Annotated in this window: 10 protein-coding genes and 10 pseudogenes; 10 read left to right on the forward strand and 10 right to left on the reverse strand. The window is 58.2% G+C overall.

Annotation, left to right across the window (positions count from 1 at the left end; translation table 11 throughout):
• Window positions 1-13: 13 nt before the first annotated feature.
• Window positions 14-1,273: pseudogene (locus tag DCM79_RS31655) on the reverse strand (chemotaxis protein CheW); the annotation flags it as partial.
• A 79-nt stretch (window positions 1,274-1,352) separates the two neighbouring features.
• Here DCM79_RS31655 and DCM79_RS31660 point away from each other — a divergent pair.
• Window positions 1,353-2,540, forward strand: coding sequence for an IS481 family transposase (locus tag DCM79_RS31660; RefSeq protein ID WP_257177933.1), 1,188 nt, complete (start codon window positions 1,353-1,355; stop codon window positions 2,538-2,540).
• A gap of 230 nt (window positions 2,541-2,770) precedes the next feature.
• Here DCM79_RS31660 and DCM79_RS31665 read toward each other — a convergent pair.
• Window positions 2,771-3,622 (reverse strand): annotated as a pseudogene (locus DCM79_RS31665) (Ig-like domain-containing protein); the annotation flags it as partial.
• 77 nt (window positions 3,623-3,699) lie between these two features.
• Here DCM79_RS31665 and DCM79_RS31670 point away from each other — a divergent pair.
• Together DCM79_RS31670 and DCM79_RS31675 are read left to right on the forward strand one after the other, a co-directional pair.
• Window positions 3,700-4,665 (forward strand): IS481 family transposase, encoded by a 966-nt coding sequence (locus tag DCM79_RS31670; RefSeq protein ID WP_257177934.1) that lies wholly within the window; start codon window positions 3,700-3,702, stop codon window positions 4,663-4,665.
• Window positions 4,662-5,297 (forward strand): annotated as a pseudogene (locus DCM79_RS31675) (chemotaxis protein CheA); the annotation flags it as partial. The gene DCM79_RS31670 and the pseudogene DCM79_RS31675, both read left to right, overlap by 4 nt.
• A gap of 70 nt (window positions 5,298-5,367) precedes the next feature.
• On the opposite strand, the gene DCM79_RS31680 reads toward DCM79_RS31675, so the two are convergent.
• A complete protein-coding gene (locus DCM79_RS31680) occupies window positions 5,368-6,267 on the reverse strand; it encodes a hypothetical protein (protein WP_306556742.1) in 900 nt (299 codons plus the stop codon).
• A gap of 394 nt (window positions 6,268-6,661) precedes the next feature.
• Entirely contained in the window at window positions 6,662-7,039 is a 378-nt protein-coding gene (locus tag DCM79_RS31685; RefSeq protein WP_257177935.1) for a response regulator transcription factor, read from the reverse strand.
• A 94-nt stretch (window positions 7,040-7,133) separates the two neighbouring features.
• Between DCM79_RS31685 and DCM79_RS31690 the strand changes: the two genes are divergently transcribed.
• Window positions 7,134-7,292 (forward strand): hypothetical protein, encoded by a 159-nt coding sequence (locus DCM79_RS31690; RefSeq protein WP_257177936.1) that lies wholly within the window; start codon window positions 7,134-7,136, stop codon window positions 7,290-7,292.
• A 178-nt stretch (window positions 7,293-7,470) separates the two neighbouring features.
• On the opposite strand, the gene DCM79_RS31695 is transcribed toward DCM79_RS31690, so the two are convergent.
• On the reverse strand, window positions 7,471-7,989 hold the full coding sequence (locus tag DCM79_RS31695; RefSeq protein ID WP_257180937.1) for a hypothetical protein: 519 nt from the start codon (window positions 7,987-7,989) through the stop codon (window positions 7,471-7,473).
• A 62-nt stretch (window positions 7,990-8,051) separates the two neighbouring features.
• Here DCM79_RS31695 and DCM79_RS31870 point away from each other — a divergent pair.
• A pseudogene (locus tag DCM79_RS31870) lies at window positions 8,052-8,375 on the forward strand (NADH-quinone oxidoreductase subunit J); the annotation flags it as partial.
• A gap of 108 nt (window positions 8,376-8,483) precedes the next feature.
• Here DCM79_RS31870 and DCM79_RS31875 read toward each other — a convergent pair.
• Window positions 8,484-8,855, reverse strand: a pseudogene (locus tag DCM79_RS31875) (LLM class flavin-dependent oxidoreductase); the annotation flags it as partial.
• A 143-nt stretch (window positions 8,856-8,998) separates the two neighbouring features.
• Window positions 8,999-9,394 (reverse strand): DUF808 family protein, encoded by a 396-nt coding sequence (locus DCM79_RS31705; RefSeq protein ID WP_257180911.1) that lies wholly within the window; start codon window positions 9,392-9,394, stop codon window positions 8,999-9,001.
• Between DCM79_RS31705 and DCM79_RS31710 the strand changes: the two genes are divergently transcribed.
• Window positions 9,298-9,525, forward strand: coding sequence for a hypothetical protein (locus tag DCM79_RS31710; RefSeq protein WP_257180938.1), 228 nt, complete (start codon window positions 9,298-9,300; stop codon window positions 9,523-9,525). The genes DCM79_RS31705 and DCM79_RS31710 overlap by 97 nt on opposite strands.
• Before the next feature lie 150 nt (window positions 9,526-9,675).
• On the opposite strand, the pseudogene DCM79_RS31715 reads toward DCM79_RS31710, so the two are convergent.
• Window positions 9,676-10,035: pseudogene (locus DCM79_RS31715) on the reverse strand (toprim domain-containing protein); the annotation flags it as partial.
• A 479-nt stretch (window positions 10,036-10,514) separates the two neighbouring features.
• Between DCM79_RS31715 and DCM79_RS31720 the strand changes: the two are divergent.
• Complete coding sequence (locus DCM79_RS31720; RefSeq protein WP_257177938.1) at window positions 10,515-10,946, forward strand: hypothetical protein; 432 nt, start codon at window positions 10,515-10,517, stop codon at window positions 10,944-10,946.
• A gap of 583 nt (window positions 10,947-11,529) precedes the next feature.
• On the opposite strand, the pseudogene DCM79_RS31725 reads toward DCM79_RS31720, so the two are convergent.
• Together DCM79_RS31725 and DCM79_RS31730 are read right to left on the reverse strand one after the other, a co-directional pair.
• A pseudogene (locus DCM79_RS31725) lies at window positions 11,530-11,799 on the reverse strand (pyridoxal-phosphate dependent enzyme); the annotation flags it as partial.
• A 1-nt stretch (window position 11,800) separates the two neighbouring features.
• A pseudogene (locus DCM79_RS31730) lies at window positions 11,801-11,926 on the reverse strand (glutamate--tRNA ligase family protein); the annotation flags it as partial.
• Window positions 11,927-11,952: 26 nt separating this feature from the next.
• Between DCM79_RS31730 and DCM79_RS31735 the strand changes: the two are divergent.
• The 3 genes and pseudogenes from DCM79_RS31735 to DCM79_RS31745 all read left to right on the forward strand — a co-directional run.
• Window positions 11,953-12,051, forward strand: a pseudogene (locus DCM79_RS31735) (DNA-3-methyladenine glycosylase 2 family protein); the annotation flags it as partial.
• A 2-nt stretch (window positions 12,052-12,053) separates the two neighbouring features.
• A pseudogene (locus DCM79_RS31740) lies at window positions 12,054-12,149 on the forward strand (nuclear transport factor 2 family protein); the annotation flags it as partial.
• 83 nt (window positions 12,150-12,232) lie between these two features.
• Window positions 12,233-12,367, forward strand: coding sequence for a DUF2171 domain-containing protein (locus tag DCM79_RS31745; protein WP_257177939.1), 135 nt, complete (start codon window positions 12,233-12,235; stop codon window positions 12,365-12,367).
• The last annotated feature ends 213 nt before the right edge of the window (window positions 12,368-12,580 follow it).

A 12,580-nucleotide genomic window follows, 5' to 3' on the forward strand; every position in this document is an offset into this window, starting at 1 on the left:
CTGATTCCCTGGGTTACGCCGCCGCCCGGCTCAGCTCGGAGGCGCCGGCGGCGCCCGCGGTCTGCTCCTTCAGCGCCGCGATCAGGCCGGGACGGTCGAACTTGGCGACATAATCGTGGAAGCCGGCCTGCCGGCCGCGCTCGATCGCCGCCGGCGACACCAGCGCCGACAGGCCGATGATCGGCATCGAACCGAGATTGTTGTCGGCGCGGATGGTCTCGGCGAACTCGAACCCGTTCATGTCGGGCATCTCGATGTCGGTCAGCACCACGTCGAAGCTCTGGGCCCGCAGCGCGGCGAGGCCCTCCTGCGCGGTCGGCGCGGTGCGGACGCGGTAGCCGGCCGCCTTCAGCACCGGGGCCAGCATGTTGCGGAAGAACGCGCTGTCGTCGACCAGCAGCACCGACTGCGAATGCAGCGACGGCTTCATCTCCTTGCGGGTGAACCAGTCGGAGAACGCCATGGGGAGGAAGTGGCCGACGTCGATCACCTCGGTGGCCTGGCCCTTGATCACGGCCGAGCCCAGGATGCCGGAGGAGGAGCCGCCGACCTCGATGTTGAGGCGTTCCTCGACGATGTCGATGATCTCGTCGACGACGAGGCCCATGGAGCGGCCGTCGTCGGCGAACACCAGGATCGGCTGGGCGCCTTGGCTGGCGATGGTGACGCCTTCCATGGCCACGAGCGGCATCAGCTGCTCGCGGTACTGCACCATGTAGCGGCCGTTGGAGAACTCGATCTTGTCGGCGGGCAGCTCTTCCAGGCGCGTGACCAGGCCGAGCGGGACCGCCTTGGGCTGCGAGGAGCCGGCGCGGAACACGAGCAGCGAGGTGGTCTGCTCGCCCGAGCCGATGTGATGGGCCCCGTTCTCGTCGCCCATGTCATGGGCCGAGGAGCCGGCGGCGCCGAGCGCCTTGGCAATGCCGTTGGGGTCGATGATCATGATGACCGCGCCATCGCCCAGGATGGTGTTGCCGGAGAACATGTCGATGTGACGCAGCTTGGTCGACATCGGCTTCACGACGATCTCTTCCGTGTGGAACACGCCGTCGACGACGATGCCGAAGGTCTGGCTGCCCACCTGGGTCACGACGATGAAGCCGTTCTCGGGATCGGAGGCCGCGCCGTCGTCGATCTTCAAGAGCTTCTTCAGGTGGATCAGCGGCAGCAGCTTGTTGCGCAGGCGCAGCACCGCGGTGTCCTTGATGCGCTCGATGCGGTGCTCGGAATTGGCGCGGGCCCGCACCAGCTCGACCACCGAGAGCTGCGGGATTGTTCAGACCGGGGAGATGGTGGACGGGTGTTCGGAGACATCGTGGACACTTTCGACAGCTCAGTAAGGAGGCTGTCGGATGCCGTTCCGCGAGGTGTCTCGGATGGACGCGAGATTGGAGTTTGTCATGTTGGCCTCGGAAGAAGGAGCCAACGTTCGGCAATTGTGCCGTCGCTTCGGCATCAGCCCGACGACCGGCCACAAGTGGCTGGAGCGCTGGCGAACGGCCGGGATGACGGGGCTTCAGGAGCAGTCGCGCCGGCCGCGGACGTCGCCGGCACGCAGTGTCGCGGCGATCGAAGAGGCCGTGCTTGCGCTCCGAGCCGAGCACCCGGCCTGGGGCGGGCGGAAGATCGCCAGGCGGTTGAAGGATCTGGGACGGGAAGCAGTCCCGGCGCCCTCGACGGTCACGGCGATCCTGAAGCGGCATGGGATGGAACTGGGCACGTTCGGCGGCGGTCAGTCGGCCTTCGTTCGCTTCGAGCGGGAACGGCCGAACGAGTTGTGGCAGATGGACTTCAAGGGCCACGTGGCCATGCACACCGGCCGGCTTCATCCGCTGACCGTGCTCGACGATCACTCGCGCTTTTCGGTGGTGCTCGCGGCTTGCGCCAACGAGCAGACCGAGACGGTCCAGCAGCATCTCGTTGCCGCCTTCCGCCGCTACGGCTTGCCCGAGAGGCTGATCACCGACAACGGTTCGCCCTGGGGCGATGGGCCGGGCAGCCCGTTCACCCCGCTCGGGGTCTGGCTGATCGAGCATGGCATCAAGGTCAGCCATTCGCGGCCCTATCATCCGCAGACCATGGGTAAAGACGAACGCTTCCACCGCAGCCTCAAGGCCGAGGTCCTGTCCGCTCCTGCCTTCGCCGACATCGCCGCCGCCCAGCGCGCTTTCGAGCGATGGCGCACCGTCTACAACACGCAGCGGCCGCACGAAGCACTCGAGCTTGCCGTGCCGGCCAGCCGTTATCAGCCGAGCCCGCGCGACTATGTCGAGACCGTCGCGCCCTTCGAATACGCACCAAACGACGTGGTGCGCCGGGTCCAGCAAGGCGGTCACGTCAGATTCCTCGGACGCAACCTCAAAGTCCCAAAGGCCTTCCGCGGCAAAGCCATCGCGTTCCGGCCGACCACTCAGGATGGCGTCTTCGACGTCGTGTTCAGAACCCAAACGATTGCAACCGTCGACATCCGACCTCTCGACGGGAGCCCAGAAAGTGTCCACGATGTCTCCGAACACCCGTCCACCATCTCCCCGGTCTGAACACCCGACAGGTCGGAGGTCTGGAAGCTCCACTTGCCGTCGGCGTCCGTCGTGGACGAACCGACCGAGGTCGTGCCGTCATACAGCTTGATCTCGCTGTTGGGATCGGCCGTGCCCTTGATCGTTGCCGTGTGATCCCAGTGCTGGCGCACATTGGTGACCTCCACCGTCGAAGTGCCGCCGCCGCTGTGCGAGCCAATCGGCGGATCGATCGGCTGCGACAAGGCGCTGGTGTTGCCGGCTGCGTCGGTGGCCGTCGCGGTGAAGGTGTGTGACCCGTGCGTGAGATTCGGGGTCGTCACGCTCCAGTCGCCGTCACTTGCAACGGTCGTCGTGCCAAGCAGGGTCGTGCCCTCGTAGAGCTTGATCAAGCTCCCGGCTTCCGCCGTCCCGGAGACCGTGGCGCGGTTATGCGTGGTCGGATCGCTCAACAGAACCGGAGCATCGGGGGCAGCGGTATCCACCGTGACATCCAACGAAGTCGATGCCTTGCTGGTCACGCCTGAGACCGTGTCGGTCGCAGTGAAGCTGTGCTTGCCGTCCGGTAGCGCGGCGGTGGTGTAGTGCCACGCTCCGTTCGCATCCGCCGTGGCCGTGCCGAGCTGGGTCGCGCCGTCGAACACCTTGACCGTGCTGTTGGCAACCGCAGTACCCGCCAGGGTCAGCGTCTTGTCGCTCGTGATGTGATCACCGGTAGTGCCGGTATCGTTTGAGAACGAGGCGATCTTCGGCGCGGCGGGCGCTGTGGTGCCCGTGCCCGACGTGCCCGAGCCGGTGGAGCCCGTCGTCGTCCCAGAGCCAATGATCGCATCCACGGCCGCCGACGCAGCGCTGACGTTGCCGGCAACGTCGGTCGCCTTCGCCGCCAAGGCGTGCGAACCGGCCGACAATGCAGACGTCGTGACGCTCCACGCACCGCTCGAGTTGGTTGTCGCCGTCCCGACCTGAGTCGTCCCGTCAAACACCTTGATCGTGCTGTTCGCTTCAGCGGTCCCCGACAGAACGACCTGGTTGGCAGAGTTGACAGTGTCGCTCGCGATCGTCGGTGCAGCTGGCGCCTTGGTGTCGACAATGACCGCCACCGCAGCCGATGCCCTAGGTGTTTAGTCCCGGAGTGTGGGGGAATCAGTCAATCTGATCCCGTATTCCGGGAGGGATTATGGGACAGGTACTCCACGGCAGCGCCACGACAACGCATGCCATCCGAACTGCGATACAGCGATCGAAGGCTCCGCTCAAAGACCTAGCGGTCCAGTACGGCCTGAACCAAAAGACCGTAGCCAAGTGGCGCAAGCGCAGCTTCGTCCACGATGCGCCGATGGGGCCGAAGGCCCCGCGCTCGACCGTTCTTTCGACCGAAGAGGAGGCGGTGGTCGTTGCATTTCGGCGACATACCCTCCTGCCACTGGACGACTGCCTATATGCCTTGCAGGCCACCATTCCGCACCTGACGCGCTCCTCGCTACATCGCTGTTTGCAGCGCCATGGCATCAGCAGGCTGCCCGACGTCGCGGGCGACAGACCGTCCAGAAAGAAGTTCGAGGCCTATCCGATCGGCTACTTCCATATCGACATCGCGGAGGTCCGCACCGAAGAAGGGAAGCTGTATCTCTTTGTGGCGGTGGACAGGCTCTCGAAGTTTGCCTTCGCGCAGCTGCACGACGTCGCTACGGTCAAGACCGCCGCGGCCTTCCTGCAGGCCTTGACCGAAGCAGTTCCCTTCAAAATCCACACCGTCCTCACCGACAATGGCGTACAGTTCTGTGATCAACCCTCACGTCGATCTGGACCGACCGCCTGTTGGCGTCTGCACATGTTTGACCGCATCTGTCGCGAGCACAACATCGAGCATCGCCACACCAAGCCCAATCACCCCTGGACCAATGGTCAGGTCGAACGGATGAATCGTACCCTCAAGGAGGCGACCGTGCGCCGCTACCACTACGAAACCCACCGGCAGTTGAGAGACCACCTAGGCGCCTTCATGGACGCTTATAACTTCGCCAAGCGGCTCAAAAGCCTTCGCGGCCTCACACCATTCGAGGCCATCTGTAAAGCATGGGGTGGCGAGCCAAGCCGCTTCAGTCGCGATCCGATCCACTTGACCTCGGGACTGAACACCTAGACCGCCAGGTGCTCGACCTGATCAAGGACCCGCTCACCCACATGGTGCGCAACTCCGCCGATCATGGCCTGGAGACCCCCGCCGAGCGCCTCGCATCCGGCAAGGGCGAGCAGGGCACCATTCGCCTCTCCGCCTATCACGAGGGCGGCCACATCATCATCTGCATCGCCGACAACGGCCGCGGATTGAACACCGAGAAGATCAAGGCCAAGGCGATCTCTAGCGGTCTCGTCACCGAGGCCGAGCTGGAGAAGATGAGCGAGGCCCAGATCCACAAGTTCATCTTCGCCCCGGGCTTCTCCACCGCAGCCGCCATCACCTCGGTCTCGGGCCGCGGCGTCGGCATGGACGTGGTGCGCACCAATATCGACCAGATCGGCGGCACCATCGACATCAAGAGCGTGGCCGGCGAGGGAAGCTCGGTCACCATCAAGATCCCGCTGACGCTCGCCATCGTCTCCGCCTTGATCGTGGAGGCCGCCGGCGACCGCTTCGCGATCCCGCAGCTCTCGGTGGTCGAGCTGGTGCGGGCCCGCGCCAATTCCGAGCACCGCATCGAGCGCATCAAGGACACCGCGGTGCTGCGCCTGCGCAACAAGCTGCTGCCGCTGATCCACCTGAAGAGTTATATCATGCATTTATCTTCCTCCAATCCTTATTTAGTATAATTATTTTAGCTATTATAAATTATTTATAATGACCTCATATCATAAATATGATTATCATTGCTCCCAAACATACTCCAAGATATCTATAAAGCTTTGTATTCTTCTTTGCATTTTCCTCTGCATCACTTAGATTTATTTTTATTCCTTCAATCGCCAATAAGAATATTTTTTCTTGTCCATAAACACCTGATTCTCCAAGAAACTTAAAAAAATCTGACATTATCTTTCTGTCATCACGTTCAAGATAAAATTCATTTTCCAACACTTCAAACTCCTCTAATGCTGCTTCATATACGCTTTCTACATTCCCTTTTAGTAATCTATTAACCACTAATTCAATAAAATTGCTCAGAGGCTTGCACACTTTATGTGATAAATTTTCTAAAGCTTCAGGCAAAGGAGTTGTTCCATAAACTATATCATCATCAGCTAAATGATATTTCAAACGTGCTGAATCTAGAGCTGTTCCTGTTCCAATGACTTTACTTGCCGGTAAACCTGAAAGTTTGTGCACGTAATATGACATAACATCAACAGGATTTGTTATTACAACTATTATGCCTGAAAATCCACTTTTCATAATGTTCGGGACTATATTATTCATTATTCCTGCAGCTTTTTCTAACATATCTAATCTTGTTTGCCCTGTAATATAAGGTAATGCAGCTGCGATTACAACTATATCTGCATCATTACATTCTTCGTACTCCCCATCTTTTACCCTCATCTTACTTCCGCTATATCCAAGAGAATGTTGCAAATCCGTTGCTTCAGCCCATGATTTTTCTTTATTTATATCAATCAGTATTAAATCATCGCAAACATGATTCATTACCATGTCAAATGCTACCGCTGCCCCAACAGAACCCGTTCCAACTATTACTACGAATATATAGTGGAAAGCTAATGCATAGCTTGTGGTGAGTTCATCTATTTGATATAATCATAAGAGTAAAAAATAACATATAGTCAGTTCGAAAGCCTCCTGACTTAAAATAAAACTACGGTTAAATAATTGATAATAATAAAGATTAAATTAATTTGTGTTAATGGAATATTTAATTTTTGTTGAGTATATTTATCGTAGGATTTTTCCTGCGATTTTTTTATTTTCTAGGAATCTATATTGAAGCAAAATTTGTGGAGATTTTGTTCTTTGAGAGTACGGAAATTATGGGGAAGGTTGATTAAGCAGGTTAACTTTAAAAATATTATTAGTAAAATGGAGGAGTTTATATGAATAATAATAATACAGTGAAAAGGCTAGTTAAAACAGCTATCATAGCCGCACTTTACGCAGTTATAACGCTTGTTCTGGCACCAATAAGCTATGGTCCCATACGATTCAATCTTCGCGCTAAAGAAATAATTCTTGCCTCTAGCTCAACCATGCTAAATGGCTTTAGTAAATAATCGTCAGCTCCTTCTACAAGACCCTTTACTCTATCTTCTTCCTGAGATCGTGCCGTTAACATGATAATCCCAACAGATTGACTTATATCTCTAATTTTCTGACACACCTCAAATCCATCAATTCCTGGGAGCATTAAATCTAATAAGACAATATCAATCTTTCTATTATTAAAAATAGATAAGGCCTCTTCTCCATTCTCAGCTTCTAGAACTTCGTACTTTTTCTTTCTTAAATTTATGCAGATAAAACTTCTAATTGACAGTTCATCCTCAACAACAAGAATTGTTTCCATATTTTCCTCCATTAAAATTCATCTTTAAGTAAATGAAAATTTTCCTTTGAAATAGGTTGTTCTTCTTTAATATCATCATAAAATGGCGGGAACCATGGGGCCCTCACTGTCGTCGCTGAATAATGGCCGCTGGCTGCCTTCGGCGGGCGTTGGCTACCGCTTTGAATTCAAACCTCGCGTTAATGTTCGCCTCGACTACGGTATCGGCAAAGGCAGCAGCGGCTTTTACTTCCAGGTCGGCGAAGCGTTTTAACGCCTCCTCCCCTTAATTTTCTCTCTTATCGCCTCTTGCCAGGGCCGCTGCGCTTTAATTTTCATGAATTGTTCTTTTTGTGATCCAAATTGTAGTACAACACAATAATGTTGTACTACATTACGCTCATGTTGATAACGTACAGCATCACATTAGTAGTACAAACATGAGGCGAAATTCAGCAGCGACGGTAAAGTAGAGCAGTACACATAGAGCACAAGGACTCTCCATGACTCTCAATAAGACCGATCGCATTGTGATCTCGCTGGGCAAACAGGTGGTGCACCAGCCGGTTCGCCTCGTCCATGCGCGCCATCTGGTCGCCCACCACCCACAGGAGGAGGTTCCAGACACGGGCCACGGTTTCGTCGTCGCGGCCCGCCTCGGCGGCCCAGAGCGCCTTGTAGAGGTGCTCCTCGGCTTCCTTGGGCTTGCCCGCGAGCCCATGGGCATAGCCGTGCAGCGTGAGGACCTCTGCCTCCAGCGGCCGGTAGTGCAGCCCCTGGATGTCCTGAAGCAAGGCCGTCGTCTCCTTCAACGCGCCGGAGTGGTTGCCCGCGTCCATGTGGGCCCGTGCCTCGGCCAGCTTGCGCCGCGCCGCGTCCACGCGAGGCCGCAGGGCATCCGGAGGCTGCGGCCGGTTCGCCAGCTCCGGAGCATCCCGGCAGCCGGAGACGCCCTCCAGGGACGCCACCATCTGCGGCGCGTGCTGCACATGCAGTGCTGTGCCTGGTGCTGACCTTCTTCTCCATTGCCTGCGTGTGGCTGCTGGTGGGCGCCGAGTTCCTCGGCGTGGCGCTGGTGCTGGTCTACGTCGGCGCGGTGATGGTGCTGTTCCTGTTCGTGGTGATGATGCTGGACATCGATCCCACCAAGATGCGTGAGGGCTGGGTGCGCTACCTGCCGGTCGGCCTGATCGTGGCAGTGGCGATGCTGGTGCAGATGCTGATCCTGATCGGCGTGAAGGGCAGGGCGGTCACTCCGTTCCCGGCCGACAACGCCGCTGCGGTCGCTGCCGACAGCTCCAACGTCACCTGGCTGGCGCGCACGCTGTTCACCGAATACCTGCTGCCGTTCGAGTTCGCCGCCGTCATCCTGACCGTGGCCGTGGTCGCCGCCGTGATGCTGACCCTGCGTCGTCACGTATTGACCTACCTTTTCGACGGCTTCGTCGGGGTCCGACGCCACGATCCAGCGCTTGGCGATCTGTTCGATTGGCAGCGCATCGGCGGCCATCTCCATCTCGATCGGGTCGTCGATGCTGTGCTTCTGCTCAGCTGTCAACGACAGCGGCGCCCAAAACCGGGTGTTGTTCAATGCCAGCTCCGGGTCGGGGTCGTAGGCGATCTTGATTTCGATCATCTTGTCGATGCCGTCGACGGATCGGTCAGCGGCAGCGGCGCCTTCTCGTACCGCCGGCATCAGCTTCTCGGTGTAGAGCTCCTCGCCCTTGCCGGACGTACAGATGAAGCCGTCACCGGCGCGGCCGGCGTACTTGGCCACCGCCGGGCCGCCGGCGGCGATGTAGACGGGCACGCCCCCGTCGGGCACGTCGTAGATCATCCAGTGACAATCATCCGCGGGCCGCCCTCTTTAACCGTAACTTCCTCACTAACCATAAAGCTCATACTCGCCTCCTTTTTTCGAGTGAAACTTGTTCACCTTAGTTGAAGATGGCGAATTTTGCATAATAGCCTGTGCGAGTATTAATGTGCCTGACCGCGCATTTTCGCTACGGCTTTCACTCCCAGCACCACGATGCCGCCGATGATAAATCCAAGAATCAGATTTAAAACAGTCGGTAATATCATCGCCACCACTGCACTTTGCTGCCCGGCGAAATGTTCAATGGCGTGATGCAGCGGCGCAATACCATGTACCACAATCCCGCCGCCGACGAGGAACATCGCCAGCGTGCCGACAATCGATAACGCCTTCATCAACCAGGGCGCAATGATCAATAACCCTTTACCTAATGCCGTTCTCGAGAGCGGAGAACGCGGGCGTGAACCATCGGCAGGCAGCCAGTGACGACGAACTGGCCAGCGCGTTTTTCGGCAACCTCTGCAACGCGGTGCGCCATCGTTTGGACGATGCCACAGTGACTGAGCAGGTTGCGGAACGCTTGGCATTGCCGCCGATGGATATGAGCGAGGTGGACATGCAGCTGGCAGGCAGTACTGCCGCCCGTATCAGGCGGCGGGTAGAGCTCAATGCAGAGGGCGTGGCGTGACTGAGTCCCCTGCTGATGCCGCTATCGGTCAGGTTGTGCCCGCGCCGAGCGCGGGCACTGCCGGGGCAAATACGGCCTTTTCCTTTGGTGAACCAACGCCCGTGCTGGACTCGCGCGGGTTGTTCGATTATTTGGAATGCTGGCGCAATGGGCGCTACTACGAACGCCATCGAGCGGCGACAGCCGCCCCTGCAGCACGAAGTAGACACCGCGGAAGCCGGTGGCGTTCTCGATGGCCAGGCGGTCGGCCGGCGATTCGACCACGCACAGCTGGCTGCGCTCGCGGCTGCCGTTGGCACAGGTCGGGCACAGCTCGGTTTCGCTGAAATCGCGGCACTGCACGCAGTGGCCGATTCGCTCCACCGCCAATTCCAGTGTCTCGGCCAGACGCTGGCCACCTTCGCGCTCGCGCTCGAGCAGGTGATAGGCCATGCGCTGTGCAGTCTTCTGGCCGACGCCAGGCAGCACCCGCAATGCGTCGATCAATTGTTCAAGCAGGGGTGCGGACACGGCGGCATGCTTTCATGGCGTCGAGCACGCTCGACAGCTGTCTGTAGAGTCGAGCCATGCTCGACCGAGGGTGCGCACTGCTGGCAAGCTTTTTCCGAAACCGCGGCCTCGCCTTGATCTGGAGTCAGAACGCGTCACGCAGCCGGTCAAAGGCGTAACCCATGCTCGAGCAAACATGCATGGGCTGAGTGGACGTTTCCAGACACAGCAACTGGCGTCCAGGCCACTGAGCCGCTGCATGCGCGATGGTATGCCGATGGGGGCCCCGGGCGCGTCTGAGGGGAAGAAGTGGCAGACTGTCAGGGTCCGACGAACCCGGGGACCCTAACGGGCCACGAGGATCGACCCGACCACCATTAGGGACAGTGATGTCTGAGCAGACTATCTATGGGGCCAATACCCCCGGAGGCTCCGGGCCGCGGACCAAGATCCGCACCCACCACCTACAGAGATGGAAGGCCGACGGCCACAAGTGGGCCATGCTGGAAGTACATAGTTTGGTGGCAAATATTACAGACAATTATGATTCAGAAATTGTCTCAGGAGTAGAAAAAAGTATTAATTCAACTAGAAACGTTTTAGACGATAGCTTATCTATTATTGATGAAGGTAGAAATACTTTACCAGAGGTAGAAAAATTGCTAAGTATTTCACAGGATGCTACCAATTTAACTAATGATGAATTAAATAGTTTAAAAAACAAATTACCAGACGCTAAAAATAAGATTCATGAATTGGCAGATAAAATCAAGGACATGGATGAAGAAGATAAAATTGATGAATTATTGGACATGATGACAAGCAATTGGGAAAATCAAAGTGATTTTGTAGCGAGTCCAGTTGAAATAGAAGATAATAGATTATTTCCATGGCCTAATTACGGCGCGGGTGCACGTGCGTGTAGCGTGTAGCCCGGATGGAGCGGAGCGCAATCCGGGGCCGCTCCCCCGGCATGCTCCGCTTCCCCGGATTACGCTTTCGCTCCATCCGGGCTACGGGACCGTGCCCTGTGTCGGCCTCTGTCAATCCCGCTCGTCAAAAATATTCCACTTTACCGAAATTCGGTTTTGACGTATGTGTCGTCCATCCCGGCTCATCCAGGAGGGGCGATCTCGAGGTCGTCTTGATCGCGAGCCGGGCTTGCGGTGGACGCGGCAGCGTCGGCACGAGATGGGACGGGCAGGGCGGGTAGTCCCTGTGAGCCTGAACCTTGGATGATGCAGTCTGCCCGGTTGGGCTCGCTCGCACCTCCGCGGAAGCTTGACCGTAGCAACGACGGCCAGGACCACACGGTTTTGCCGTACGCACGGCCCGCCCTTTCGCCGCAGTATTCCCGGCCCCGTCGACGAAGTCGGAAACTTACAGGCGAGACGGAGCCTAGCAGCGCCGTTCGTCACACGCGGGGTTCAGGCTCACAGGGACTACCCGCCCTGCCCGTCCCATCTCGTGCCGACGCTGCCGCGTCCACCGCAAGCCCGGCTCGCGATCAAGACGACCTCGAGATCGCCCCTCCTGGTTATGCGGGGTATGCTGTCCGCCCGACAACACCGGGCTCTCCTCCGGCTCGACCGCGACCACGCGAAGCGAGGCCTTGCGCGGCTTGAGCACCTGGCCGACGCCGGTGATGGTGCCGCCGGTGCCGAGAAAAGCCAGCATCTTGCGCCGCTCGATCGACATCGATTCCGGCATCACCAGCTTGAGCCGGTAGCCGCGCGACGCCGCCACGAACGCGAGCGCGATGCCTGTATTGCCGGAGGTCGGCTCGGATCCGCAACAGCAGCCGCCCGCCGGTCTCCTGCGCGCGCTCGAAATTCAGCAGCGCGGACAAGGCGTGGCCGAGATGGAGGAAGCCGTTGGGGCTGGGGGCAAATCGGAAAACGGGTGGCGCCATGACGACAGAGGGCTCGCCAGATTGTCATGACCATCCATCTCGAAACCCAATCCGATCTCGAAGAAGCCGTCCACGCGCTGATCAAGCGCGATCCGCGCCTGAAGCCGGTGCTCGAGATCGCGGGGACGATCTCATCGTCAAGATGAGCTGGGTCATCATCCGCGAGGACGGCGACTGGAAGATCGTCAATCACCACGCCTCGTCGCAGGCGCCGCTGATCTGACACGGCTCCATCGGTTTCGTCATTCCCGAGAGAGAACGAACGTGCCTCGTCTGCGTTGGCGTGGGTTCAACAAGGAACCCGCCATGCAGAACATCGCAGAGCATATGGAAGTCATCGGCGCCGACGGCGTCCATGTCGGCACCTTCCCTGCGTCGCCATGGCCGGCCTCGGCCTGCTCGGCCGCCATGGCGAGACCGTCGAGGAGTGCGTGCGACTGACCTATGTCGGCGTGACCCGCGCGACGCACGAGGCGCTGCTGACGTACTCGAGCGAAACCGCCTTGGTGCAGCTTCGTCACACGCGGGGTTCAGGCTCACAGGGACTACCCGCCCTGCCCGTCCCATCTCGTGCCGACGCTGCCGCGTCCACCGCAAGCCCGGCTCGCGATCAAGACGACCTCGAGATCGCCCCTCCTGGATGAGCCGGGATGG

The sequence above is a fragment of the Bradyrhizobium sp. WBOS07 genome, from assembly GCF_024585165.1.
Taxonomy (GTDB): Bacteria; Pseudomonadota; Alphaproteobacteria; order Rhizobiales; family Xanthobacteraceae; genus Bradyrhizobium; species Bradyrhizobium japonicum_B.